Source organism: Bradyrhizobium sp. SPXBL-04 (assembly GCF_051853035.1).
Lineage (GTDB): Bacteria > Pseudomonadota > Alphaproteobacteria > Rhizobiales > Xanthobacteraceae > Bradyrhizobium > Bradyrhizobium zhanjiangense.
Map to the genome: position 1 here is coordinate 1,149,018 of NZ_CP182472.1, position 25,404 is coordinate 1,174,421.

General features: G+C 64.8%; 25 protein-coding genes. 12 read left to right on the plus strand and 13 right to left on the minus strand.

Translation table 11 applies throughout. The annotated features are described in order from the left end of the window. Positions 1-9 precede the first annotated feature (9 nt). Both ACNJX8_RS05360 and ACNJX8_RS05365 read left to right on the plus strand, forming a co-directional pair. Positions 10-1,674 carry an L-lactate permease gene (locus ACNJX8_RS05360; protein WP_439359833.1) on the plus strand — a complete coding sequence of 555 codons (1,665 nt, stop codon included), beginning with the start codon at positions 10-12 and terminating at the stop codon, positions 1,672-1,674. A 143-nt stretch (positions 1,675-1,817) separates the two neighbouring features. Then, complete coding sequence (locus tag ACNJX8_RS05365) at positions 1,818-2,216, plus strand: META domain-containing protein (protein ID WP_439359834.1); 399 nt, start codon at positions 1,818-1,820, stop codon at positions 2,214-2,216. A gap of 164 nt (positions 2,217-2,380) precedes the next feature. Here ACNJX8_RS05365 and ACNJX8_RS05370 read toward each other — a convergent pair whose 3' ends face one another. From ACNJX8_RS05370 to ACNJX8_RS05380, 3 genes are all read right to left on the minus strand, one after another. After that, positions 2,381-3,592: a hypothetical protein gene (locus ACNJX8_RS05370; RefSeq protein WP_439359835.1), complete on the minus strand. Its 1,212-nt coding sequence runs from the start codon at positions 3,590-3,592 to the stop codon at positions 2,381-2,383. Positions 3,593-3,736: 144 nt separating this feature from the next. Continuing rightward, positions 3,737-5,368: a chaperonin GroEL gene (gene groL, locus ACNJX8_RS05375; protein WP_091886952.1), complete on the minus strand. Its 1,632-nt coding sequence runs from the start codon at positions 5,366-5,368 to the stop codon at positions 3,737-3,739. 143 nt (positions 5,369-5,511) lie between these two features. Then, a complete protein-coding gene (locus ACNJX8_RS05380) occupies positions 5,512-5,808 on the minus strand; it encodes a co-chaperone GroES (RefSeq protein ID WP_091886950.1) in 297 nt (98 codons plus the stop codon). A 316-nt stretch (positions 5,809-6,124) separates the two neighbouring features. On the opposite strand from ACNJX8_RS05380, the gene ACNJX8_RS05385 reads away from it, so the two are divergent. After that, entirely contained in the window at positions 6,125-6,646 is a 522-nt protein-coding gene (locus ACNJX8_RS05385) for a hypothetical protein (protein ID WP_439359836.1), read from the plus strand. 161 nt (positions 6,647-6,807) lie between these two features. Here ACNJX8_RS05385 and ACNJX8_RS05390 read toward each other — a convergent pair whose 3' ends face one another. Next, positions 6,808-7,587, minus strand: a complete 780-nt coding sequence (locus ACNJX8_RS05390; protein ID WP_128946409.1) for a protein phosphatase CheZ — start codon at positions 7,585-7,587, stop codon at positions 6,808-6,810. Positions 7,588-7,902: 315 nt separating this feature from the next. Between ACNJX8_RS05390 and ACNJX8_RS05395 the strand changes: the two genes are divergently transcribed. Next, entirely contained in the window at positions 7,903-8,715 is an 813-nt protein-coding gene (locus ACNJX8_RS05395) for a L,D-transpeptidase (RefSeq protein WP_091886944.1), read from the plus strand. A 629-nt stretch (positions 8,716-9,344) separates the two neighbouring features. Here the strand turns inward: ACNJX8_RS05395 and ACNJX8_RS05400 are convergent. The 6 genes from ACNJX8_RS05400 to ACNJX8_RS05425 form a co-directional block, all read right to left on the minus strand. Further along, a complete protein-coding gene (locus ACNJX8_RS05400) occupies positions 9,345-10,172 on the minus strand; it encodes a DUF2076 domain-containing protein (protein ID WP_128931377.1) in 828 nt (275 codons plus the stop codon). Between the two features lie 126 nt (positions 10,173-10,298). Then, positions 10,299-11,144: a ChbG/HpnK family deacetylase gene (locus ACNJX8_RS05405; protein WP_439359837.1), complete on the minus strand. Its 846-nt coding sequence runs from the start codon at positions 11,142-11,144 to the stop codon at positions 10,299-10,301. Beyond that, entirely contained in the window at positions 11,141-12,187 is a 1,047-nt protein-coding gene (locus tag ACNJX8_RS05410; protein WP_439359838.1) for a glycosyltransferase family 2 protein, read from the minus strand. Before ACNJX8_RS05410 ends, ACNJX8_RS05405 begins: the two co-directional genes overlap by 4 nt. Before the next feature lie 86 nt (positions 12,188-12,273). After that, the gene (gene hisG / locus ACNJX8_RS05415; protein WP_091886940.1) at positions 12,274-13,251 is read right to left on the minus strand and encodes an ATP phosphoribosyltransferase; all 978 of its coding nucleotides are present in this window, start codon (positions 13,249-13,251) and stop codon (positions 12,274-12,276) included. A 3-nt stretch (positions 13,252-13,254) separates the two neighbouring features. Further along, positions 13,255-14,406 (minus strand): ATP phosphoribosyltransferase regulatory subunit, encoded by a 1,152-nt coding sequence (locus ACNJX8_RS05420; RefSeq protein WP_439410309.1) that lies wholly within the window; start codon positions 14,404-14,406, stop codon positions 13,255-13,257. Positions 14,407-14,561: 155 nt separating this feature from the next. Continuing rightward, positions 14,562-15,317, minus strand: coding sequence for a 16S rRNA (uracil(1498)-N(3))-methyltransferase (locus ACNJX8_RS05425; RefSeq protein WP_439359839.1), 756 nt, complete (start codon positions 15,315-15,317; stop codon positions 14,562-14,564). A gap of 212 nt (positions 15,318-15,529) precedes the next feature. Here ACNJX8_RS05425 and ACNJX8_RS05430 point away from each other — a divergent pair, with 212 nt between their 5' ends. Together ACNJX8_RS05430 and ubiA are read left to right on the plus strand one after the other, a co-directional pair. Then, positions 15,530-16,192, plus strand: coding sequence for a hypothetical protein (locus ACNJX8_RS05430; protein ID WP_439359840.1), 663 nt, complete (start codon positions 15,530-15,532; stop codon positions 16,190-16,192). After that, positions 16,189-17,121, plus strand: coding sequence for a 4-hydroxybenzoate octaprenyltransferase (ubiA, locus tag ACNJX8_RS05435; RefSeq protein WP_439359841.1), 933 nt, complete (start codon positions 16,189-16,191; stop codon positions 17,119-17,121). The genes ACNJX8_RS05430 and ubiA overlap by 4 nt, the downstream gene beginning before the upstream one ends. Before the next feature lie 105 nt (positions 17,122-17,226). Here ubiA and ACNJX8_RS05440 read toward each other — a convergent pair whose 3' ends face one another. Next, complete coding sequence (locus ACNJX8_RS05440; protein WP_128931383.1) at positions 17,227-17,745, minus strand: DUF6101 family protein; 519 nt, start codon at positions 17,743-17,745, stop codon at positions 17,227-17,229. Positions 17,746-18,009: 264 nt separating this feature from the next. On the opposite strand from ACNJX8_RS05440, the gene ACNJX8_RS05445 reads away from it, so the two are divergent. From ACNJX8_RS05445 to lpxK, 6 genes are all read left to right on the plus strand, one after another. After that, on the plus strand, positions 18,010-19,407 hold the full coding sequence (locus tag ACNJX8_RS05445; protein ID WP_439359842.1) for a TldD/PmbA family protein: 1,398 nt from the start codon (positions 18,010-18,012) through the stop codon (positions 19,405-19,407). Then, positions 19,394-20,212: a 3'(2'),5'-bisphosphate nucleotidase CysQ gene (locus ACNJX8_RS05450; protein WP_439359843.1), complete on the plus strand. Its 819-nt coding sequence runs from the start codon at positions 19,394-19,396 to the stop codon at positions 20,210-20,212. The genes ACNJX8_RS05445 and ACNJX8_RS05450 overlap by 14 nt, the downstream gene beginning before the upstream one ends. A 61-nt stretch (positions 20,213-20,273) precedes the next feature. Further along, on the plus strand, positions 20,274-20,516 hold the full coding sequence (locus ACNJX8_RS05455; protein ID WP_439359844.1) for a DUF4170 domain-containing protein: 243 nt from the start codon (positions 20,274-20,276) through the stop codon (positions 20,514-20,516). Beyond that, a complete protein-coding gene (locus ACNJX8_RS05460; RefSeq protein WP_128931386.1) occupies positions 20,513-21,226 on the plus strand; it encodes a lysophospholipid acyltransferase family protein in 714 nt (237 codons plus the stop codon). The genes ACNJX8_RS05455 and ACNJX8_RS05460 overlap by 4 nt, the downstream gene beginning before the upstream one ends. Then, on the plus strand, positions 21,189-22,523 hold the full coding sequence (locus tag ACNJX8_RS05465) for a 3-deoxy-D-manno-octulosonic acid transferase (protein ID WP_439359845.1): 1,335 nt from the start codon (positions 21,189-21,191) through the stop codon (positions 22,521-22,523). The genes ACNJX8_RS05460 and ACNJX8_RS05465 overlap by 38 nt, the downstream gene beginning before the upstream one ends. Continuing rightward, complete coding sequence (gene lpxK / locus ACNJX8_RS05470; protein WP_439359846.1) at positions 22,516-23,532, plus strand: tetraacyldisaccharide 4'-kinase; 1,017 nt, start codon at positions 22,516-22,518, stop codon at positions 23,530-23,532. The genes ACNJX8_RS05465 and lpxK overlap by 8 nt, the downstream gene beginning before the upstream one ends. A gap of 993 nt (positions 23,533-24,525) precedes the next feature. Here the strand turns inward: lpxK and ACNJX8_RS05475 are convergent. Then, the gene (locus ACNJX8_RS05475; RefSeq protein WP_245471468.1) at positions 24,526-24,903 is read right to left on the minus strand and encodes a TadE/TadG family type IV pilus assembly protein; all 378 of its coding nucleotides are present in this window, start codon (positions 24,901-24,903) and stop codon (positions 24,526-24,528) included. Continuing rightward, positions 24,900-25,403: a TadE/TadG family type IV pilus assembly protein gene (locus tag ACNJX8_RS05480; RefSeq protein ID WP_439359847.1), complete on the minus strand. Its 504-nt coding sequence runs from the start codon at positions 25,401-25,403 to the stop codon at positions 24,900-24,902. The genes ACNJX8_RS05475 and ACNJX8_RS05480 overlap by 4 nt, the downstream gene beginning before the upstream one ends. Position 25,404: the final 1 nt, after the last annotated feature.

Genomic DNA, 25,404 nt, shown 5'->3' on the forward strand with positions numbered 1-25,404 from the left:
AGGAAGACCATGTGGAATCAAATCTATGACCCGCTGCACAGCCCGGTGCTGTCGACGATCGCGGCGGCAGTGCCCGTCGTCACGCTGCTGGTCCTGATCGCGAGTGGCCGCGTCCAGGCCCATATCGCAGCCGTCATCGCAGTGATCGTGACCAACCTGATCACGATCTTCGTCTTCACCATGCCCGCGAACATGTCGATCCGCGCCTCGGTGCTGGGCATCGTCACCGGGTTCTTCCCCATCGGCTGGATCGTCCTCAACGTCATCTTCCTCTATCAGGTGACGGTAGGGTGCGGAAAATTCGAACTGCTGAAGCGCGCGATCGGCGGCGTCACCGAGGACCGGCGTTTGCAACTGTTGCTGGTGGCGTTCTCGTTCGGTGCCTTCTTCGAGGGTGCCTCGGGCTTCGGCACGCCGGTCGCGATCACCGGCGCGGTGTTGATCGGGCTCGGCTTCTCGCCGCTCGCAGCCTCCGGCCTGTCGCTGATCGCCAACACCGCGCCGGTCGCCTATGGCGCGCTGGGCACGCCGATCCAGGGCCTTGCCTCGGTCACCGGGCTCGACCCGTATATCTTGGGTGCGATGGTCGGCCGGCAATTGCCGTTCTTCTCGCTGATCGTGCCGTTCTGGGTGGTGTGGGCGTTCGCGGGCTGGAGGGGCATGAAGGACGTCTGGCCGGCGATCCTCGTCACGGGCGTGTCGTTTGCAATACCGCAATATGTGATCTCGAATCACATCAATCCCTGGATCGTCGACATCGGGGCATCGCTGATCTCGATGGGCGCCCTCATCCTGTTCCTGAAGGTATGGCAGCCGAGGCAGCTCTGGCTGTCGCCGGAGCTGCGTGGACACGACGAGTCGCATGCGACCATGGCGCCGGCGAAGCCGCTCGACAAAACTCCGCTCACGCAAGCGGAGCTCTGGAGCGCGCTCTTGCCGTGGATCATCGTCTGCGTCGTGATGCTGATCTGGGGCAGCGGCTGGTTCAAGACCTGGGCGAACTCGATCTTCACCTTCAACTACGCGGTTCCCGAGCTCGACAAGATGATCAACAAGATGCCGCCGGTGGCGGCGAAACCGACGCCGGAAGGCGCGGTGTTCAGCTTCACCTACCTGTCCTTCACTGGCACGGGCATGCTGATCGCGGCGATCATCTCCGGCTTCCTGATGGGCGTCGGTCCGGTCAAACTCGTGACCGAGTACGGCCGCACCATCCGGCTGTGCGCGATCTCGCTGATCACGATCTCCGCGATGCTCGCGATCGGCACCTTGACGCGCTTGTCCGGCGTCGACGCGACGCTGGGCCTCGCCTTCGCGGCCACCGGCGTGCTCTATCCCTTCTTCGGCACGCTGCTTGGCTGGCTGGGTGTCGCGCTGACGGGATCGGACACCGCCTCAAACGTGCTGTTCGGAAACCTGCAGAAGATCACCTCCGAGCAGCTCGGCCTGTCGCCGGTCCTGATGGCTGCGGCGAACTCCTCCGGCGGCGTGATGGGCAAGATGATCGACGCGCAATCGATCGTCGTCGCCTCCACCGCCACCAATTGGTACGGCCACGAGGGCACCATCCTGCGCTTCGTGTTCCGGCACTCGATCGTGCTGGCCTGCCTCGTCGGCGTGCTCGTGACGTTGCAGGCCTATGTCTGGCCGTTTACGGCGCTGGTGCTGAAGTAGCGGTCGACGCCAGGCTGCGATGCCAATCCCCGCGAGGCTCGCCTCGCGGGGATTTTTGCATCGACATCCGCCATGGGCGAACCTTCTCAAGAACGCTGCCGTCTTATAGAAGGTGCGGCAAGTCAGGTCGGTCGAGAGGTCTTATGGTTTTGCTCAAGCGGTTGGTGTGTGCGGCAGTTGCCATGCTCGCGATGTCCACGCTCGCGCGTGCTGAGGACGGGTTCCCCTTCGGCACCGAAATGACGCTGGAAGCGCTGCCACAGCCCGGCTCGAAGCGGATACCGAACATCGAGATCGGCGACAATGGCGAGGTCGTGCTGGAGCTCTGGTGCAAGGGCGGCAAGGGCCAGTTCTCGGTCGCCGGCAACACCGTGATCTTCGTCCCCGGCCAGGTCCAGGACCGTTCCTGTCCGCCGGCAAAGGCGCAGGCCGACGATGATCTCGTGGCCGCGCTCGGCAGCGTCGAAACCTGGAAGCGCCAGGGCGACGTGCTCATGCTGGTTGGTCCCAAGCCGCTGCGCTTTCGCGTCAACGGGAATTAGCTTTCGCAGTGCGCTCGTGCCCCGGACAAGGCGGAGCGCGTAAGCGCTGCGCCGTAGAGCCGGGGCCCAGAATCCTATCCTCGAACGTGCTCGTAGCTTCTGGGCCCCGGCTCTGCAGCGCATCACTGACGTGCTGCGCTGCGTCCGGGGCACGATAGCGGCGCCTACTTCCACACCGACTTGTCGGCGTCCCAGCGCTGGCCCTTCAGTTCCTTGGCGAGTGCCTCGACCGAGCCGTTGTCGTCGGGCAGATCGCCTTCCTCGTCGGCCGAAGCGTCGTCCGAGAGGTTAAGCTTGGCGCCGCTGCTTTCATCAGCTGTCGTGGTCGCGGGGCTGCCGATCCACAGCATCAGCTTGTCTGTGGTGCCGGGCTTGTCGGGCGAGACGAGCCCCGCGACCTCGATCGTGTCGGTGAGCTCGAGCGCTGGATGATCCTGGTTCGGCCGCTTGAACACCAGCTTGAGCTTGCCGGTCGCCGGGTTGAAGCTTTGCGAGGCCGGCTTTGCCGCAAGCGTCCTGCTCAGCACGCCCGCAACCGCGGTCGCGAGCTTGTCGCGGTTGATCTTGTCGCCATCGCGCCAGTCGGCGGCGGGGAAGCGGATGGTGCGGTCCATCTCGGTCATGCCCGCGGTCCAGCCCGCGGCGGTGACGCCGGGCATCGCCTTGAACTTTGCCAGCAGCGCCCCCGCGCGCTCCGGATCGACCGACATGTTGATGGTCTGCTCACCGGCGCGCAGCGCGTCGCAGCCGACATTGAGGCTGGCCAGCGTCACCTCAACCTCCTGGCCCTTCAGGCTCTTCAGGAAGTCGGTCGCGGCATCGAGCTTGACCTTGACCGCGATCGCCTCCGGCGAGACGTCGGTGAAATCCTTCGGCTGCGGCGTGATGCCGTCATCGGAGGTCTGGTTGTCGAGGAATTCCTTCTCGCTGAGATCGGAATTGTCGGGCGAGGTGACCTCGGTCACGGTCTGGCCGATCGTGATCTGGCCGCGGAACTCGAACATGTCCCCGGCCTGCTTGCGCAGCAGCTTGACGCTGACCGGCGCCTTCGCGCCGAGGCTCTGCGTCGTGCCCGTCAGGATCTGGCCTGCGACCTGGAGATTGACGACGAAGCGGTCCTTCCGGTCGGAATTCTTCGCGACGGGATAGCAGACGTCGAGCACGGCCGCCGTAACCGTCTTGCCCTGGCGCGTCTCCTTCAGGATCACGTCGGCATTGCCGTCCATCAGCCCGTCGATCGAGGTGAAATAGCGCGTCTCGACGCCGCCGGGCGTCGTGGCCTTCGGCGACAGCTTCATCTGGGCGGAAACGACCTCGGGCGAGGCGGCGAGTAAGGCCACCAAAAGGGCTGTTGAACAAACCGGAAGCGCGCGCATCGACGAAATCCTCGAGCAATCAGAATCGGGGCCACCGTAGTGGGTTTTGGCCGCTGGTTGAATCGGAAACCGGAGGGGCAGGGTCGGCAAAAAAGAAGGCCGCCCGGAGGCGGCCTTCGTAACAATGGAAGGTGAGGATGGGCCTTAGAAGCCGCCCATGCCGCCGCCGGCCGGCATGGCGGGCGGAGCTTCCTTCTTCGGCATTTCGGCGACCATGGCTTCGGTGGTCACCAAGAGGCCGGCCACGGAGGAGGCGTCCTGGAGCGCGGTGCGCACCACCTTGGCGGGATCGATGATGCCCTTCTCGACCATGTCGACATAGTCCTCGTTCTGGGCGTCGAAGCCGAAAGTCTCGGACTTGTTCTCCAGGATCTTGCCGACGACGATCGAGCCTTCCACGCCGGCGTTCTCGGAGATCTGGCGGATCGGGGCTTCCAGCGCCTTCAGCACGATGTTGATGCCGGCCTGGACGTCGGCATTGTCGTTGGACAGGCGGCCGACCGCCTTCTTGGCGCGCAGCAGCGCGACGCCGCCGCCGGGCACGATGCCTTCCTGCACCGCGGCGCGGGTGGCGTTGAGGGCGTCCTCGACGCGGTCCTTCTTCTCCTTGACCTCGATCTCGGTGGCACCGCCGACGCGGATCACCGCGACGCCGCCGGCGAGCTTGGCGAGGCGCTCCTGAAGCTTCTCACGGTCGTAGTCCGAGGTGGTCTCCTCGATCTGCGCCTTGATCTGGCCGACGCGGGCCTCGATGTCGGGCTTCTTGCCGGCACCATTGACGATCGTGGTGTTCTCCTTGTCGATCACCACCTTCTTGGCGCGACCGAGCATCTTCACCGTGACGTTCTCGAGCTTGATGCCAAGCTCTTCGGAGATGAGCTGGCCGCCGGTGAGAACCGCGATGTCCTCGAGCATGGCCTTGCGGCGGTCACCGAAGCCAGGCGCCTTGACGGCGGCGACCTTGAGGCCGCCCCGCAGGCGGTTGACCACCAGGGTGGCGAGCGCCTCGCCCTCGACGTCCTCGGCGACGATAACGAGCGGCTTGCCCGACTGCACCACGGCTTCGAGCACCGGCAGCATGGCCTGCAGGCCCGAGAGCTTCTTCTCGTGCAGGAGGATGTAGGCGTCCTCGAGCTCGGCGGTCATCTTCTCGGCATTGGTGACGAAGTAGGGGCTGAGATAGCCGCGGTCGAACTTCATGCCCTCGACGATGTCGACCTCGGTGTCGAGCGACTTGTTCTCCTCGACGGTGATGACGCCCTCATTGCCGACCTTCTGCATCGCCTGGGCGATCATCTTGCCGATGGCGGCATCGCCGTTGGCCGAGATGGTGCCGACCTGGGCGACTTCGGAGGAGGCGGCGACCGGCTTGGCGCGCTTCTCGATATCCTTGACCACGGCCGCAACCGCGGAATCGATGCCGCGCTTGAGGTCCATCGGGTTCATGCCGGCGGCAACCGCCTTGGCGCCTTCGCGCACGATGGCCTGGGCCAGCACGGTCGCGGTGGTGGTGCCGTCGCCGGCGAGGTCGTTGGTCTTGGAGGCGACCTCACGCACCATCTGGGCGCCCATGTTCTCGAACTTGTCCTCGAGCTCGATCTCCTTGGCGACGGTGACGCCGTCCTTGGTGATGCGGGGTGCGCCGAAGCTCTTCTCGATGACGACGTTGCGGCCCTTCGGGCCGAGCGTCACCTTGACGGCGTTGGCGAGAACGTCGACGCCGCGCAGCATGCGATCGCGCGCGTCTCCGGAAAACTTGACGTCTTTGGCAGCCATTTCTGCAATCCCTCGTGTTTCGTGATGTATCTGCCGCTTGTGTTGCACCAATCCCGGGTCCGCAAGTCGAACCCGGCGGAATGATGGATGCCCGGATCGCGCGATCCGGGCATGACATTCAGCGGCCGTTCAGACGGATGGCCTTAGGCCAGCACGCCCATGATGTCCGACTCCTTCATGATCAGGAGCTCTTCGTTCTCGATCTTGACCTCGGTGCCCGACCACTTGCCGAACAGCACGCGGTCGCCGACCTTGAGGTCGATCGGGATCAGCTTGCCGGTCTCGTCGCGGCCGCCCGGGCCGACGGCGACGATTTCGCCCTGGGAGGGCTTTTCCTTGGCAGTGTCGGGAATGATGATGCCGCCCTTGGACTTTTCCTCGGCGTCGATACGTTTGACCACGACACGGTCATGCAGCGGACGAAATTTGGATTTAGCCATGACGTTTCCCTTTGGAGGCTCGCTTCGGAAGTAGTGGAAGTGGGTTGGGGCGGCGCTTCCGTCCACCCTCTTCCCGAGGATCGAACGGCACGCTTAGCAATCGGGCTTTCCGAGTGCTAATAGTGCGCCCGGAAATATGGCTTGGCCGCGATCCTGTCAAGCAAAGGTGGTTAAGCGATTGGTGAGGCGGATATAGGATGGTGGCATTGGAAACTCGTTCGGGGCGCCGGCGTATCAAACGACGGCATTGCTCCAGCGGCGGTTTTGCGCTTGGCTGCGGGAGGGGTGCGGCCATGGTCTTGTTCGGGGGAATGCCATGATCAGTTCAGCTTGCGCGCGCACGGTTGCCAATCTGGCCGCCGCGTCTTGTCTGGCGCTATTGCTGGGCGCCTGCGGCGGCGGCATGAGCCTGCCGTCCTTCTCGTCGTCTTCGCCGCCGCCCGAGGCTGAGCCCGGCACCGGCCCGGAAATGCCCGCGACGATCCGCTCCGACGAGATCGTCGGCCGCTGGGGCCTCGCCTCGTTCCAGAACCCGGCCGACCGCGCCCGCACCGAGGCAGCCGCCCGGGCGCAGTGCAAAAATCCCTATGTGATCACCGCCGGCTCCTCCGGCGGCGTGATCATGCATCTGGCCGACCAGGCGACCCCGCAGGAGCTGCGCCTGAAGGGCTCGCCGAGCGGCAAGAACTACATCGGACCCGCCGGCCCGACGCCGGGCGAGCAGGACCGCGAGATCATCTCCTTCGATGGCCGCGTGCTGATCACGCGCTTCATCGACAAGGACGCCGCCACCCGCTACGGCAACATGGTCTACGTCCGCTGCGCGCCGAGGGCGTGATCGGGATTCCGGCCTAACCACGCGTCATTGCGAGCGGTAGCGAAGCAATCCAGAGTCTTTCCACGGTGACGGTCTGGATTGCTTCGCTTCGCTCGCAATGACGGCAAACAAAAAAACGCCGGCTTGCGCCGGCGTTTTGTTTTTCAGAATGACAAGTCCGCTCAGTCGAACAGCGCGTCGATGTCGTCCTGCGAGGCATGGCCGACGTCGCCGGCGAGTTTCGGGCCGTTGAGGAGCTTTTCGTCATCGCTGCGGTTGTCGACTGGCGCCGGCACATGGGCCTTGATCGCGTCGACGCCGCCCCAGATCTCCATCATCGCATTGATGTGCTGCTCGATGAACTTCATCGTGGTCATGACCTTGCTGATGCGCTGGCCGGTCAGATCCTGGAAGTTGCAGGCTTCGAAAATTGAGATGACGCGTTCCTGGATGTCGTCGGCGAGCCGCTTCTGCTGATCGGCCGATTGCACCTTGGACATCGCGCTGGCCGCCTGGTCGATCGACTCGGCGGCTTCGAGGATCTGCTGGGTCGCCTGCTCGGTGCCGCCGACGACCGCGCCGAGCTCGCCATTGACCTTGGCCATCTCGCCGCCGTCGAAGCTCTTGCCGTGCAGCGTCGCGATCTCGCGCTTGGTGCGGTCGATGGCGTCGTGGATGAGGTCGAGCTCGACCTTCAGCTTCTCGCACTGCTCGATCTGCGCCCGGTAGGTCTCGAGCATGGTACGAGCTTCCGACAGCTCGTGGGCGGTGGAGGCGTCGATCGCCGCCATGGCTGCGCTGCCGGACAGGGGCACAGTGCCCTTCGCCATCTGTGCGCGGATCGCGCGCAGCTCGGCCATGATCTCGCTATGCATCGGGATTGCTTCTTCGGTTACGTCAAGAATCGGCATCTCGCCACCGGCGATATCTTCGACGCGAAAACGCTTGCGGTGAACAGCCATCAGGATACTCCCCCCACCTCATTCACGCGTCTTTGTAGGCAGAAGCGATTTAACACGAAGTTCACAGCCGGAACTGTCGTGCGGCGTCGCGCGACGGCGCGCAAAGAAGCGATTAACCATGGCCGCGCTGCGTTCATCGAAAATAAACGCTGATCGCCAAATTGGCCTGCGCTTGACGACGTGGTGAATCCAAACGCCTGATACGTTTACCAAACAAAACGGCTTTTGCTTTTTATTGACCACGTCGCGGCGGCCGATCAGCCAGGCGCCTTCCTCGACGCATGTGATCTAGACGAAACAGTACAGAGTACGTCGATGTTCAAGAAAATGTCTGTCGCGCTGCTCGGCAGCGCTTGCACCTTCATTGCCGGCGCAAACAGCGCCAGCGCCTTCGATAACACCGTGCCGAACGATCCGCCCGCGGTGCTCTATGCGCCGCAGGTGCCGCCGGCGCCGGTGCGCGTCGCCTCCAACTCGAACATGGGCGGCGGCTTCATCGAATTCCTGTTCGGCGACGGTCCCGGCCGCGGTCCGGCCTATGCGCCGCAGCAGCCGGTGTATCAGCAGCAGCCGGCCTATTACGATCAGCGCCGTCTGCCGCCGATGGGCGAGCCGCAGATGCAAGGCGGAGTTCAGCAAGGCGCGCTCCAGCAGGATGCGGTCGATCCGCGGCAGCGTCCGTTCGATCCGAAATTCGAGAAGCAGCTCGTTGACTATAGCGGCAAGGAAAGCCCCGGCACGATCGTGGTCGATACGCCGAACAAGTTCCTCTATCTCGTCGAGGGCAACGGCAGGGCGATGCGCTACGGTATCGGTGTGGGCCGTCCCGGCTTCACCTGGTCCGGCGTGAAGTCGATCACCGCCAAGCGCGAATGGCCGGACTGGACGCCGCCGGCGGAAATGCTCGTACGCCGCCCCGATCTGCCCCGGCACATGGAAGGTGGCCCGGAAAATCCGCTCGGCGCCCGCGCGATGTATCTCGGCTCCACGCTCTACCGCATCCATGGCTCCAACGAGCCCTGGACCATCGGCACCAACGTCTCCTCCGGCTGCATCCGCATGCGCAACGAGGACGTCATCGACCTCTACGGCCGTGTCAATGTCGGCACCAAAGTCGTGGTGATGTGAGGCGTTGTGCGCTTGAAGCGAGCCGTCAACCCGCGCCGGCTCGCGATGCGCGGCATCGAAGGCGTTGCGTGCCGCCGGCGAACGCCTTCCAGCTATGCTCGCTAACGGTGCCGCGTCGACCCGGCAACGGAGCAGCGACGACGAGTTGACGAATGGGAATGCGGTGCGCGAGCGGAGCGGTTCAGCCGCCGCGCCGACAGCTCTGCCTTCCTGAGCCGCTCGTGCAGTCCCTCCAACTCGTACAATTCGGTGATGAGATGTGTCGTCACGTCGGACAAGGTTGCAATGCGCTGCTGAAGTGAACTCATTTTAAAACCCCGACTGTTGCCAAGAGCGGCAGCCACATCGTGTGTGGCATGAGCAACGTGTTCTTCCAGTTGAACACCCATGTCCGAATTTGGAAATCCGGGAGTCTACGGCCGCGCGCGTCAGAAAGTGATTTCGTTTTTCATGGTGAACTCGGGCGCGTCCGGCAACGTTCAGCTCAGTGTAAGCCAGCAACCGTGCGCATTAGTCATACTATATCGAACGGCTTCTCTGCGCGCGGTGCCACACGAGGCGCTTGAGCTACGCCCTAAAAGAAAACGGCCGCCGAGAGGCGGCCGTTTCGTATCTACCGGGTGAATTGCTCACGCGTAATCGCTGCCGCCATCGTCGCCGCCGCCGAAATCGCTGTCGTCGCCGGTGTCCATGTTGTCGTCGCCATCGTCGCTGTAATTCTGGTCGTTGTTGTCCCGATCGTTCGACGCCTGATCGAAGAAGCCTTGGCGCGAGTCGTCGCGGCGGTTCGAGCCGATATCGTCGAGGCCCGCATCGCGCGCGAGCGAGCCGCCGGACTGGTCACTGCCGCCCCAAGGACTTCCACCAGCGCTGCGGTCGCCCAGGGCGTTGGTGTCGCCAAAGGCCTGCTGATGCGGTCCGCCCATCATGCCGCGGATGCTGGAGAGCAGCAGCGAGCCGCCGACGACGCCGGCCGCGGCCGCCGCCGCCGTGCCGAGGAACGAGCCGCCAGCACCGCCGATCGGCGGCGCGCCATAACCCTGACCCGGACCCTGGCCGTAGGCCTGACCGTAAGGCGGCTGGCCGTAGCCCGGCTGGGTCTGCTGCATGGCCTGGCCGCTATTCCAGACCGGCCGCGAGTCGCGCGGCGGCACGTTCGGAACCGAACCCCGTGACGGGCTTCCGCCGAACAACGTCTCGCGCATGGAATCCAGGAAGCCGCCGGACTGCGCCTGCTCGGGCGCCTGCCCCGCTTCCAGCTCCTGGATACGGGCGTGGGCGCGCTTCAGCGCTTCGTCCTGCAACAGCACGGTCTGCACCAGCGCGTAGATCGCACCGGGTGCCTTGCGCAAGCCGTCGGAGATCGCGGCGGTTGCGTCCGGATCGCGCGGTGCATTTTCCAGTTTGGTAAGCCGGTCGAAAAGCTCGTCGACGAGCTGGCGTTCCTGCGGCGTCATGATCAATCTCCTTCGCGCGAAACCAAGCGCGCAGGAGATGTAGGGTTCCATTATGGCCCCAACAGTGCCGGCCGGATTAAATTTCGGTATGCGACAAGCTGCCCCGCAAGGCGGTTTTCGGCGACTTCATCCCAGCGTGACGCCGCTGTCCGCCAGCAGACGTGGGAACGCGTCGCCGGCGAAATAAGCGTGCTCGCGTTCGCGCACATCCGTCATCGGGTCGAGACCGACAAGCACGTCATCGACGAAACCGGGATGGCACATCACGAGACCGCCCTCGGGGAGGCCTTCCAGGAACTGCCGCATCAATGCGCCGAAATCGGCCGCCCGCGTGAAGTCGTAAGCCCCGGCGAAGCCGGGATTGAAGCTGAGACCGGCAGCGCCGGCGCGGCGGCGGAATTGCGCGCTGAGGATATCGAGCACCATGGCCTTTAGTGAGGCCATCCGCTGCGCCAGCGGCAGGTTGCGTCCGCACTGGCGTACCCAGGCGTTCGGTGCGGTCTCGCTCACGGCATCGATGAAGCCGTCGCGCACCTGCGGATAGAGCTGCACATGCTGGTGGCCGTCGACGAAGTCGGGCGCACGCCCGAATGCTTCGGTGAACGCTGCGAGCTGCGCCTTCACCTCATTGCGAAAGAATTCGCGGTCGAGCCGCCGCATCAGTCCGGCGCGCAGCAGCTTCGGAAAGGCCAGGAACATGTCGCCATCGAGAGGGCGGAAATGCATGGTGAGCGGCCGGAACGGTGCCGACAGCGTCACGTGCAAGCCGATCGCGCAGCGCGGGCTCGATTTGGCTGCCGCGTCCAGCGCTTCGATCTCGCTGCGCTGGATCGCCGGACCCACCATCATCACCGACGTGGCGTTGAGGCGGCCGCGTTCGATCAGGTCGCGGATGGCGCGGTTGACGCCCGGGCTGATGCCGTAATCGTCGGCGCAAAGCCAAATCCGCCGCAGGCCCGCGGCAGCACTCATTCGGCGGCCGTCCTTTTCGAAGCGTCGTCGGCGTTGTCGGCCTCAAAATGCTTCTCGCTGTGCTCGGCGACGAAGTAGATCGGGCGCGCCTTCAGCTCGGAGAGGATCTTGCCGATATATTCGCCGACGATGCCGATCATGATGAGCTGCACGCCGCCGATGGTCATCAGGCCGACCACGAGCGAGGGATAGCCGGGCACCTGCTTGCCGGTCGTGAAGACCTCCCAGAGGATGGAGAGGCCGAACAGGAAGGCGATACCGGCAAGAGCCGCGCCGAGCAGGCTGGCGAAGCGCAGCGGTGCCACCGAGAACGAGGTCAGGCCCTCGATCGACAGGCCGAGCAGGCGAGCGGCGTTGAAGGTGGTGACGCCATGAGCGCGCGGCGCCGGTTCGTAGTCGACACGGATCTGGCGGAAGCCGATCCAGCTGGCCAGTCCCTTGAAGAAGCGGTTGCGCTCCGGCAGCTGCCTCAGCGCTGCGACCGCGCGCGGTGAGAGCAGGCGGAAGTCACCGGCGTCCTCGGGAATCTTCTGCCGCGCGCCCCAATTGATCAGCGCGTAGAAGCCGTGCACGGCGAGCCGCCGCAGGAAGGGCTCGTTGTCGCGATGCGCCTTGGCGGTATAGACGACGTCGTAGCCGTCTTCGATCCAGTGCTGCACCAGCTGCTCGACCAGGGCCGGCGGATGCTGGCCGTCGCCGTCCATGAACATGACGGCGCCGAGCCGGGCATGGTCGAGGCCGGCCATCAGCGCCGCCTCCTTGCCGAAATTGCGCGACAGCGAGACCACCTGGACGCCGATCGCGTCGGCCGGCAGGCTGCGGGCGATCGACAGCGTCGCATCCGCGCTGCCGTCGTCGACATAGACGACCTCGCAAGCAAGCCGATAGCGCAGCCGCAAGGTCTTCGCGAGCTCGCAAATCCTCTGATGCAGGGCGGCGAGGCCCGCCGCCTCGTTGTAGACGGGGACGACAATCGACAGCCCCTTCGCGGCGGCGCTGGCCGCTGTGGTCGTCATGCCGGAAACGTCAGAGCCCAGCGTCATCGATCAAGGTTCCAGAGGCGTTTAGGTCTTCTCAACCGCATATGGTAGCAGCCGTTTGCTGTCGCTACGCTGAACAAAGCTAGGGCTCACCGCCCCAGGAACGCTTCGAGCTTGGCGAACAGCGGGTTCTCCCGGTCGAACACGTAGTCGAGCGAAACCACCGAGACGGTCTCGGCGCCATGCTCGCGCAGGAAGCTCGCCAGCGCATAGAGCTGCCCCGGGGGGCAGTGCAGCGTCAGCATGCCTGACGAGGTCGGTCCGCCAAATGGGGCCTCCACGCCGAACCGGCTGTGGGCCTCGCCGAGCAGGGCGGCGTCGCACTGCCGGAAGCGGGTGCGGACCTCGCGGTATTTGTTGGCCCGCGCCCGCGCCGCAATGTGATCGAGGATGACGCGCGCGGTCTCGCGCGCCTGCGGCGACCAGTCGGCCTCCTTCGAGGCGACCAGATTGGCTTGGCTGCGCAGGATCACGCCGTCGTCGAGCACCCGCAAGCCATTGGCGGCGAGCGTCGCACCGGTCGTAGTGATGTCGACGATCAGCTCGGCGCTGCCGGCCGCGGGCGCGCCTTCGGTCGCGCCGGCGCTTTCGACGGTGCGGTAGTCGGTGATGCCGTGGCTCTGGAAGAAGGCGCGGGTCAGATTGATGAACTTGGTCGCGACCCGCATCCGCATGTGATGCTGCTCGCGAAAGCCGGTGGTGACGTCGTCGAGGTCGGCCATGGTGCGGACGTCGATCCATGCCTGCGGCACCGCGACGACGACATCGGCATAGCCGAAGCCGAGCCCTTCGATCAGCGACACGCGCTTGTCGGCGTCCGCGATGTTCTCGCGCACCAGGTCTTCGCCGGTGACGCCGAGATGCGCGAAACCGCGGGACAGTTGCGAGGCGATCTCGCTCGCCGAGAGATAGGCGACCTCGACATTGTCGAGGCCCGCGATGGTGCCGCGATAGTCGCGGGCACCGCCGGCCTTCGACAGCTTGAGCCCGGCGCGGGCGAAGAAGGCTTCGGTGTTTTCCTGCAGGCGGCCCTTGGAGGGAACGGCCAGAACGAATGGCGCGCTCATGACTTAAGCTCCCACCTTGCGGCCGATCTTGGTCAGCGCATCCACCCAGACCGAGAAGCCGACCGCGGGGATCGGCTGCGCTGAGCCGAGCTGGGTCATCAGCCCATCATAGCGGCCGCCGGCGACCAGCGGCTCGGCGCCATTACCCCTGTGATGCAATTCGAACTCGAAGCCGGTGTAATAGTCGAGCCCGCGTCCGAACGCGGTCGAGAAGCGCGTCAGCTTCACGTCGATGCCGCGCGCCGCCATGAAGCCGACCCGGCTCTCGAGCTGGTCGATCGCAGCCGTGAGATCGAGCTTGGCATCGGTGGTCAGTGCGCGCAGCTCTGCGATGGCATCGTCGGGATTGCCTGCGATCGACAGGAAGCGTTTGAGCACGGTGATCGCCTCGCGCGGCAGCGCGCCACCCTTCAGCGTCGATTGCTCGAGGAAGCGGTCGGCGATCTCGGCCGTGGTGCGGCCGCCGACATTGGTGGTGCCGGCGATCGACATCAAATCGGTGACGAAGGCGAGCGCTGCCTTGCGATCCGAGCCGGCCAGCGCGGCGAGCACGCCCTCATATTCGCTGCGGGTCGCGGTGGCCGCGGCCGCCAGCCGCTCCAGATCCTGCTCCAGGCTGATCTTGCGGTTGAAATCCTTGACCAGCCGGCGGCGCCAGACTGGATAGAGATCAAGCGAATCGAGCAGGGCGTTGAACAACGCGACGTCGCCGGTGCGGATCTCGACGTCGCCGACTCCGAAGGCGGCGGTCGCCTCCAGCGCCAGCGCCAGCATCTCGGCATCCGCCGCGGCGCGGTCCTGGCGGCCGAAGGATTCTATGCCGGCTTGCAGGAATTCGCTGGCCTGGCCGCTGCGGTAGCGGAACACCGGGCCGAGATAGCTGAACCCGGCCGCCTGGCCGGCACGGGCAGAGGCGAGGTAATCGCGCGCCACTGGAATGGTCAGGTCCGGGCGCAGGCAGAGCTCCTCGCCTGTGAGGTCCGTGGTCAGGTAGAGGCTCTTGCGGATGTCTTCGCCCGAGAGGTCCAGGAACGGCTCGGCCGGCTGCAGGATGGCGGGCTCGGCCCTGACATAGCCCGCCTGCGCGAACGACAAGAGCAGCGTGTCCGCCCAGGCGGCGGAGCCGGCAGCATTTGAGGTGGCAGTCGCGGTCATAACAGGGTCCATCGTCCCGGTGGAACCGGGCAGGCAAGGGGAAGGCAACAGAATTGGCGCAGCCCTTAGCATGGCCGGAAAGCGGTTTCGACCTCCAAAGGATCAATCGCTTAACGGCCGGGCAATTCATCGTTTCATCGTCAGGCCGACGGAAGCTAGCCAGTCTTGCCGCCCCAATCGCCCAGCACCGACTGCACCAGCGCCAGGGCCGCCACCGCGGCGGTGTCGGCCCGCATGATCCGGGGGCCGAGCGCCAGCCGCAGGATGTTCGGCTGCCGCAGCAGCAGCGCCCGTTCCTCCGCGGCAAAGCCGCCTTCGGGGCCGATCAGCACGTCGATGCCTTGGTCGGCCTCGCGCGCGTTCTGAAGGCTCTGAATGGGGCTTTCGACCTCCGCCGCCTCATCGCAGAAGATCAGCAGGCGGCCCGCGGCGCGCTGGCTGAGGTACCGCTCCAGCGGCACCGGCTCGGCCACCGCGGCGATGCTGAGGATGCCGCATTGCTCGGCCGCTTCGACGACGTTGGCGCGCATCCGCTCGGTGTTGACCCGGGAGGCCTGGGTGAACCGGGTCAGGACCGGCTGAAGCGTGGCGGCGCCCATCTCGATGGCCTTCTGGACCATGTAGTCGAGCCGGGCATGTTTGAGTGGAGCGAAAATGTAGGCGAGATCGGGCAGTCGGTCTTGGGGCCGGGTCTGCTGGAGGATGACGAGGCCGTCCGGCCGCTTGCGGCCTTCGATGGCAGCTTGCCACTCGCCGTCGCTGCCGTTGAAAGCCAAAACCTCGGCCCCGGCGGCAAGCCGCAGCACATTGCCGAGATAGTTGCTCTGGTCGCGGTCGAGCAGGACCCTGGCGTCCTGGGCCAAGGGAGCGTCGACGAACAGGCGAGGGGCGCGAAAATCGTGGGAAGGCATCGTTCGAAGGTCCGATTTATCGCCGTTCTTAACCGAAAGCCGCCATTTCGGGGGTAAATATTGCCAAACTGGTGCGTCCCAGCGCCGCGCTCTTGCCCTATTCCACGGGTTGTTAAGCGCCGGTGGGAATCGTAGAAGCGCGAACACGCTGGTTGCGCTTCCAATTGGGAAGGCGCCGAAACCCGTAAGCTCCTGCCGGAGAGACTATCTTGATGATCCGTCATTTGATGGTTCCGATCACTGCCGCCATGGTCACGATGGGCGCCGCGGGCGCTCATGCGCAAAGCGCGTTCCCGGCGCCGCTGCCCAATCAGGCCGCGACCAGTTCCGCGTTTCCGCCCGTGAACGGTTCGGCGCCCGTCGCGTCCGTCGGTACCGCGCCGCAATCGTCCTTTCCCGTGAACGGCGCTGCGCCGATCGGCGGCGCCGGCGCCTTCAGTGCGGCCCCGCCGACGCAAGGCGGTCCCGGCGAGGACTGTATGAAAGCGTTCATTCCGCTCCGCGAGGAAGCCGAGAAGCGCGGCAAGCTGATCAAGGCCGCGAGCGACCGTCATGCGCCGCCGGACGAGGCCTGCAAGCTGATCGGCAACTTCAGCCAGGCTGAGCTGAAGATGATCAAATACATCGAGTCCCACGCCGCCAAATGCGGAATCCCGCCGCAGATCGGCGAGCAGATGAAGACCGGCCACAAGAACACCGAGACCATGCAGAAGAAGGTCTGCACGGTCGCGCAGCAGATGCAGCAGCAGCAGGCGCGCCCGGCCGGCCCATCGCTGAGCGAGGTGCTGGGTTCGGGCTCGGCGCCTGAAGCCAATGCCGGCAAGAAGGGCGGCAGCACCTTCGATACGCTCAACGGCAACGTCCTGACCCGATGAGCGATACATCCGCCCGCGTTGCCGATTCCACTGGCAACTGGGTCGATACGCTCGCGCCGCAATGGGCGCGGCCTTATTTGCGCTTGTCCCGCTTCGACCGTCCGATTGGCTCCTGGCTGCTGTTGATGCCGTGCTGGTGGTCGGCGGCGCTCGCTGCCGGCATCGCGCACGAGGTCCGCGGCCTGCCGCTCACCATCATCCTGTTCTTCATCGGCGCCTTCGTGATGCGTGGGGCCGGTTGCACCTGGAACGACATCACCGACCGCGACCTCGATGACAAGGTCGAGCGCACCCGCTCGCGGCCGCTGCCATCAGGGCAGGTGACCACGAAGCAGGCGCTGGTCTTCATGATCGCACAGGCGCTGATCGGTCTCCTCGTGCTGTTGCAGTTCAACCGCTTCGCGGTCCTGACCGGCAGCGCCTCGCTGTTGATCGTCGCGATCTATCCCTTCATGAAGCGCATCACCTGGTGGCCGCAGATCGTGCTCGGGCTGGCCTTCTCCTGGGGCGCCCTGATGGGGTTTGCCGTCACGTTTGGACGCATCGACGTCACCGCGCTCGTGCTCTATGCCGGCGCGATCTCCTGGGTGATCGGCTATGACACGATCTACGCGCATCAGGACGCCGAGGACGACGCGCTGATCGGCATCAAGTCCACCGCGCGCCTGTTCGGCGCGCATACGCACCAGGCGCTGATCCTGTTCTACGGGCTCGCGGTGATGCTGATCGGCGTCGCGCTGGCCTCCGGCGATGCGCGCTGGCCGGCCTGGCTCGGGCTTGCGGCCTTCGCCGTGCATCTGGCGTGGCAGATCGTGCGATTAAGGATCAACGATCCCGAGCTCTGCCTGCGCCTGTTCAAGTCGAACCGCGATGCAGGCTTGCTGCTGTTTGCGGGATTGCTCGCGGACGCGGTGATGCGGGCTGCGTAGCTCTCGTAGGGTGGGCAAAGGCGCCCTTGCGCCGTGCCCACCATGTTTCCGAGACTGGGATAGAAGAGGTGGGCACGCTTTCGCTTTGCCTACCCTACGGCACCTTTAATTCCTTGCGATGATCTCGCGTTCGCCGCGATGGACGGAAAGCTCGCGTGCGATGCCGGTGCGCCGGCGCATCAAAAATTTCGGGCGGCGGGCGCGGATCGCGTTGGTGCGGCGGCGACGCGGTGCGGGTTTGCGTGCGTCTTCGTCGAGCTGCGGCAGCGCAAAGATCTCGCTCCAGATCGCCCAGGCTTCAGTGAGCTCGTCGCCATCGGCGCCGACCAGCAGTGGAACGGAGAGCGAGGGATCGCGATGCACGAGGATAAGGGCCTGCGCCTCGTCGTTGCCGCGGAGCGCGACGCCGGTGAAGTCGCTGACGCGAACGTTGATCGCCATTTGCATGCCGCGAACGGCACGGCGCAGCACCACACGCTCGCGATGAAGCTCGATCTGCCTGACATGTCCGTCGGCGCGCGGATCATGCGCATCGAAGCGGACCGGTAGGGAAAGAGGGTCGAGCCGCAACGAGCGGCTCGACCCGGCGGGAGTGACCCCGCTTGTTGCTGTTTGACGCCTCACGGCTTTAGTTCTCCCCGCCAGGATTATGTTCCCGGTCGATGCGAGGACCTTAGCGCGCGCCTTTCCCAAACCGCTTAAAAAGGCTGGTTAACCCACCGTCACTGCTGCTCATGATTGACAAGACCTTGGCGCGCATGATTGACGAGACGTTGCGCCGAAGTCGCGAATCTGAGCTTTTGGCGGGCTGAAAATGCTTGAAGTCCGCGCTATCAGGGCACATCTGTGGGTTCCAGCCCCGAACCCCGCCCCAACAGGATTTCGTTCGTGAACTCTTCACCATCCGCAAGCTCGACGCTTTCGACCTCAGCCAATCGCGACCTGTTCGATCAGTCCGCGCTCTCCGATCTCGCGCAGCGACTGGTCGAGGCGGCCAAGCGCGCCGGCGCCGATGCGGCCGATGCGGTCGCAGTGCGCGGCGTCTCGCAGGGCGTCGAGGTGCGCGACGGCCGCGTCGAGGAATCCGAGCGGTCCGAGGGCGACGATGTCGGCCTGCGCGTTCTGGTCGGCCAGCGCCAGGCGGTGGTCTCGACCAACGACGTCAGTGGCGATGCCGTGACCAATCTCGCCGAACGCGCGGTGGCGATGGCGCGTGTTGCGCCCGACGACAAATATGTCGGCCTCGCCGATCCCGCGCTGCTCGCGCGCGACTTCCCCGATCTCGACCTGCTCGATTCCGACGTGCCCACAACCTCAGAGCTCGAGCGCCGCGCGCTTGCGGCCGAAGCTGCCGCGCTCGGCGTCAAGGGCGTGACCAAATCCGGCGGCGCCTCGGCTTCCGCCGGCATCGGCGGCATGGTGCTTGTCACCTCTACCGGCTTCCACGGCTCTTACTTGCGCTCCAGCCAGGGCATCTCCGCGACCGCCATATCGGGCGAAGGCACCAGCATGGAGCGCGACTACGACTTCACTTCGGCGCCGCACGGCGCCGATCTGCTGTCGCCGGAAACCGTCGGCCGTTCCGCCGGCGAGCGCACCGTGGCGCGCTACAATCCGCGCAAGGTCGAGACCTGCAAGGTGCCCGTCGTGTTCGATCCGCGCGTTGCGGGCTCCCTGGTCGGCCATCTCGTCGGCGCCATCAACGGCGCTTCGATCGCGCGCAAGACCAGCTTTTTGAAGGACAAGCTCGGCCAGCAGCTGTTCGCGAAGAACATCCGCATCGTCGACGATCCCCTGCGCAAGCGCGGTCTGCGCTCGCAGACGTTTGATGCCGAAGGCGTCGCGGTGAAGAGGACCGCGCTCGTCGACGAGGGCGTGCTGATGACCTGGCTGCTCGACTGCGCCACCGCGCGCGAGCTCGGCCTCACCACCACCGGCCACGCCCATCGCGGCGTCTCCTCCTCGCCCTCGCCCGGGCCGTACAACCTGCATCTCGAAGCCGGAACGCCGACACCGGCCGAGCTGATCGCCGACATCAGCCAAGGCTTCTACGTCACCGACCTGATCGGCTCCGGCGTCAACGGCGTCACCGGCGATTACAGCCGCGGCGCCTCCGGCTTCTGGATCGAGAACGGCGAGATCACCTATCCCGTCAGCGAGGTGACGATCGCCGGCCATCTGTTCGAGATCTTCAAGTCGATGCAGCCGGCGAACAATCTCGAGTTCCGCTACGGCATCAATGCGCCGACGGTGCGCATCGAGGGTTTGACGCTTGGCGGACGTTGACGCGCAATCCCTGGACGCGACCATCCCGACGCGCGATGCGGCGCTGCTGAAGGACGCGGTGCGGGACGCAGGCGCGCTGGCGCAATCGATGTTCCGCACCGAGCTGAAGAAGTGGATCAAGGGCGTATCCTCGCCGGTGTCCGAAGCCGATATCGCGGTCAACGATCTGCTCGAAGCGCGCTTGCGTGCTGCGAGGCCCGATTATGGCTGGCTGTCCGAGGAGAGCGCCGACGATGCGGCACGGCTGTCGCGGCGGCTGACCTGGATCGTCGATCCCATCGACGGCACGCGCAATTATCTGGGCGGCCATGATGATTGGTGCGTCAGCGTCGCGCTGGTCGAGGACGCCTCGCCGGTGCTTGCCGCGGTGTTCGCGCCGTCGCGCGATGAGTTCTTCTTCGCGGTCCGCGGTGAGGGCACGACGCTCAACGGCGAGCCGGTGCGGACGACATCCGGGTCCGAGCTCGACTTCGCACGCGTCGCCGGCCCGAAGCCGCTGGTCGAGCGGCTGAAGCCCTCGCTTGGCGAAATCAAGCTGCATCCGCGAATCGGCTCGCTCGCGCTGCGTCTGTGCCGGGTCGCCCACGGCGCGCTGGATGCGGCTTTTGCGGGCGGCAACAGCCATGATTGGGATCTTGCGGCGGCCGATTTGATCGTGCAGGAAGCGGATGGTAAGATGAGTGACCTCTCCGGAGAACCCATCCTCTATAACCGCCGGGAAGTGGCGCACGGGGTGCTGGTGGCAGCGGGACGCGATCGTCATGCGGGCATTGTCGCGCATTTTCGAAACCGCCCCTTAGCCTAAAGCGCTTTCGTCGTGCTTGTCGAACACTGCTTTGCCGGGCAGACCGTTAGGAAGAGAACCCATGCCAGATAGTGCCCCGCAACAACTGCTTCACCTCGTCATCGGTGGCGAGCTCGTCGATCTCGAGCACAATACCTTCAAGAACCTCGACGAAGTCGACATCGTCGGCATCTATCCGAACTATGCCACCGCGCACGCGGCTTGGCGGGCCAAGGCGCAGAGCACGGTCGACAACGCGCAAATGCGCTATTTCATCGTCCATCTCCACCGGCTGCTCGACCCCAATCAAGAACCGGCGCGTTGAAAAAACTGCTTCGCAATACGCTGCGAAGCAGCTGGTTTCAGCGTGCCGTCGGGGTCCTGGCGGCCGAATATCTGCGTCTGGTCTGGTGGACCAACAAGTTCACGTTCGATCCGGCTGACGTCTATGACCTCGTCGAGCCGCAGATCCCGGCGATCTTCGCCTTCTGGCATGGCCAGCATTTTCTCACCCCCTTCATCAAGAACAAGGACTGGTACCAGGCCAAGGTGCTGATCTCCCGTCATCGCGACGGCGAGTTCAATGCCATCGCCGCCGAACGGCTCGGCATCGGCACCATCCGCGGTTCCGGCGACCATGGCGGCGCCTTCCACCGCAAGGGCGGGGTCGGCGCCTTCAAGGAAATGGTGCGGACGCTCCAGGACGGTTGTAATGTCGCGCTGACCGCCGATGTCCCCAAACGCTCGCGCGTGGCCGGGCTCGGCATCATCATGCTGGCACGGGAATCGGGGCGGCCGATCATGCCTTTCGCAATGGCGACCAGCCGCTTCATCCGGCTCAAGAACTGGGACCGCACCACCATCAATTTGCCATTCGGGCGCGGCGCATTGGTCGGGATCAAGGAGATCCACGTTCCGCCGGATGCCGACGCAGCCACTATGGAAGCGCTGCGGCTGGAGTTGGAGGAGACGTTGAACGAGGCGACCCGCCGCGCCTATGCGCAACTCGGCCGCCCGGGACCGGAAGATGTCTGACCCGCTGCCGATGACGCTGCGAATGTATCGCCGGCTGGCCTCCGGCCTGGTGCCGCTCGCGCCCGCGCTGATCAAGCGGCGATTGAAACAGGGCAAGGAGGATCCCGCGCGCGTCGGCGAGCGGCGGGGCTTGTCGCGGGACGTGCGGCCACATGGCCCGCTGGTCTGGATCCACGGCGCCAGCGTCGGCGAGGTTCTGGCCGCGGCGGCGCTGGTCGAACGGCTGCGCGATCTCAATCTGCGCATCCTGCTCACTTCCGGCACCGTCACCTCGGCGGCCGTGGTCGCGAAGCGCTTCCCGCCCGACGTCATCCATCAATACGTGCCGTATGATTCCCCGCGCTATGTCGCGCGCTTCCTCGACCATTGGAAGCCGTCGCTGGCGCTGTTCATCGAATCCGACCTGTGGCCGAACCTGATCCTCGCCGGTGCGGCGCGCCGGGTGCCGATGGTGCTGATCAACGGGCGGATGTCGCCGCGCTCTTTCCCGCGCTGGTGGCGCATGCATGGCACCATCTCGGCGCTGCTGTCGCGCTTCGACATTTGTCTTGCACAATCGCAGACGGATGCTGAGCGTTTTGCCGCGCTTGGCGGCCGCGACGTCCTCACCACCGGAAATCTCAAGCTCGACGTGCCGGCGCCGCCGGCTGATCCCGCCAGGCTTGAGCGGCTGATGGCCATGACGCGCGGGCGTCCCATCATCGTCGCGGCCTCGACCCATCCGGGCGAGGACGAGATGCTGATCGCGGCGCATCGCAGCCTCGCCGGTTTCTTCCCGCAGCTCTTGACCGTGATCGTGCCGCGCCATCCGGATCGCGGCCCCTCGATCGCGGGCCTGATCACGGCCTCGGGCCTGAAGCCGGCATTGCGCTCGCGCGAGGAACTGCCAACGGCGACGACCGACGTCTATGTTGCCGACACCATGGGCGAGCTCGGCCTGTTCTACCGCCTCTCGCCGATCGTCTTCATGGGCGGATCGCTGATCCATCACGGCGGCCAGAATCCGATCGAGGCGATCAAGCTCGGCGCCGCCATCGTCCACGGTCCGCACGTCTTCAACTTCACCGACGTCTACGAGGCGCTCGACACCAGCGGTGGGGCGCGCCAGGCCGATACGCAGGAGACGCTGGTCAAGCAGCTCGGCCAATTGCTGGCCGATCCGACCATGCGCGACAAGATGCAACGCGCAGGCTCAGGCGTGGTCGAGCAGCTCGGCGGCGCGCTCGATCGCACCATGACCGCGCTCGAGCCCTATCTGTTGCAACTGCGGATCGAGATGGGAGCCGCCAATGCGTGAACCGGCCTTCTGGTACCGGCCACGTTCCCCGCAGTCGTATCTCCTTAGTCCTCTGGGCGCACTCTACGGCGCGATTACAGCGCGCCGCATGGCGCGCCAGGGCTTTGACGCCGGCATTCCCGTAATCTGCATCGGCAACTACCATGTCGGCGGTGCCGGCAAGACGCCGACCGTGCTGGCGCTGACCAAGCTCCTGCGCGAGCTCGGTGAGACCCCGGTGGTGCTCAGCCGCGGCTATGGCGGAAGCCTGAAGGGGCCGGTGATGGTCGACCGGATGCGCCACACCGCTGCCGACGTCGGCGACGAGCCGCTGATGATGGCGCGCGAGGTCCCCGTCGTGGTCGCGCGCGATCGCCTCGACGGCGTCGCGCTGGCGAAGTCGCAAGGCGCTACCGTGATCCTGATGGACGATGGCTTCCAGAATCCGAGCCTGCTCAAGGACGCCTCGCTGATCGTGATCGACAGCGAGCGCGGCCTCGGCAACGGCATGGTGTTTCCCGCCGGTCCTCTTCGCGCGCCACTGCAGGCACAGCTCGCGCGCACCGATGCGCTGGTCCTGATCGGCGACGGGCGTGCCGCGAACGATGTCGCGGCCGAGCTTGCCAAGCGCGACAAGCCGGAGCTGCGCGCGCGGCTGAAGGCGGATGCCGCCTCGCTCGCGCAGCTCCTTGGCAAGCGGGTTTTCGCCTTCGCCGGCATCGGCGATCCCCAGCGCTTCTTCCGCAGCTTGCGCGCCAGCGGCGTCGATGTCGCACGCACGCGTTCCTTCGCCGATCACCACATGTTCTCGGATGACGAGCTCGCCGCACTCGCGGTGGAGGCCCAGCGCGAACAGCTCACGCTGGTGACCACGGAAAAGGATCTCGCGCGCTTGCGCGGCCGTGCGGGCGTGCCTGATAACATCGTGCCGTTCGCCGTCCAGCTCGAGTTCGACGATCCGGCAAAGCTGCGGCAGCTGATTAGGGATCATCTGTATAAGGCGCGCGAGTGGCGCTTCAGCGCGCGTTGATCTCGCGCTTTAAAGCATGATCCGGAAAAGTGCGCAGCGGTTTTCGGAAAAGATCATGCTCAAACAACAACCTAAAGCGCGATGACGATTCATCCTAATCTCATCGCGCTTTAGGCAAGCGTCTCTGCCGTAGCCCATACGCCGACCGAACTTGCTTGCCAGCGGCAGCGGCAACGGCCTGGATCGTCGTGCAGCATTCAGTCATGCTCACCACGCCCCGATGGCGATCAATCCAATAATGGTCAGGCATGAGGCGCAGGCTACCATCACAGTATAGCATTCGGGTGTATTCATCGCTGCCTCCCAAGCTGCAATTTGCTTGGTCATCGCTACGCGGGAGAGATCGTGGTCTTGGGGCCGCTTCAATTCGGCATGCCGCAATCGGTCTTGCGCTGCGCGTCCGTCCTCTCATCGCCACCCTGATCCGCAGGCGGATGGTGCGCTTCGTGAGCTTCAGCGCGTTGGGCTGAGATCAGAAGTTGTTTCCGCATTTCAGCGAGGCGGGCGCGGCAATATTCACGATAGAGCATGTCGAATATGGTGGGCATGATTCACCCCCATCGCTTGACCCTGATTTACAGATATTCCACCGCGAATTTTCGAGGTGATCGTAGCCCGCCAGATGGCTCTTCGATATGAGCCCGTTCACAGACTGCGCCAATTCCAAAGCTCGATCGCCGTTTGGCTGACTTGATTGTCTGCGCGATAAAAGAGCAGGGCTAATTACCTAACACGCAATATAGCAGCCCTTTGTTTCACCAAGACTTCGTCAAACAACTTAAGAGCGCTGATCTGCAACAAAGAATCCAACTACAGCGCGAAATGACAAACTACGGAGTGCAGGCACTGTTCGATGCAACGTCGGATCGGAGCGACGGAAATCATTTCGGTTGCGGGAGCAGCGTGCACACGCGGCGAGCCGCGTACAAGGCGCGCTAACGGCGGTTCAGCGCACGATGATTCCGTGGGCGGCAAGGCGGCCCACCCACGGCCTCAACTCGGAAAGCATGCCCGGGCGGTCAGCGTCACCGGGGAGAGATTGAGAATCTCCGGAAACGTAAATGCATAACTCGCGCTTACCTCGTTGCCGCATGCTGACGTGGAAAAGGTGAATGTGTCCGCAGGGAGCGTGAGGCCGAATGCCTGCTGGGCAGCGTAGCTCGTTATGGCGCTGCTGCTTGGGCAGAGCGTGCTGTTGACGGTTGCGCAACGCGCCGCCATTTCGCTCCCATGCTGGATCCCCAGCTGAGTCCAGAACAGCAGCCCGCATTCGATGATCCCAAATATGAACAGGAAGAACGCGGGAGCGGTCAGCGCAAATTCCAGCGCCGACGCGCCCCGATTGTCGTGCCACAATGCCGTGAGTTTCACTGCAGCCTCGCAGTGGATTGCGCGCTATAAGTATATGTGGCTGCCACGATCTGGTAATCGATGAGCGTATAGTAGGTCGCTCGCGCCGAGACCGTCGTATATGTTCCAGCCTGCGCGCCGCCGGTGCAGGTCGTCCCGCAAGTGACAGCGCTGACTCCCGCGCTCGTTGGGCATCCGCAAAATTGGACCGGCGCAGGCGAAGCAGTGATGTCCGTGGCATTGGTGGCATTTGTCACGGCGTTCGAAATGCCGCTCACGTCAAAGCCGCGCGCAATTGCGTATTGCGCTCCCGCTTGTGCGGCATTTTCGACCTGCATCTTGCGATAGAGTGCAAGCCCGATGTCTGTCACCGACACGACCATCAGAGACAGTATCGGGATCAAGATGCCGAATTCGGCGGCCGCGACGCCGCGTTTGTCGCCGATAGCGGCGCGCACTTGCCCCGTCAGAGAATGAAGCAATCGACGGCAGTGCTTGGATGAGAAGTTCTGGATTTGCATT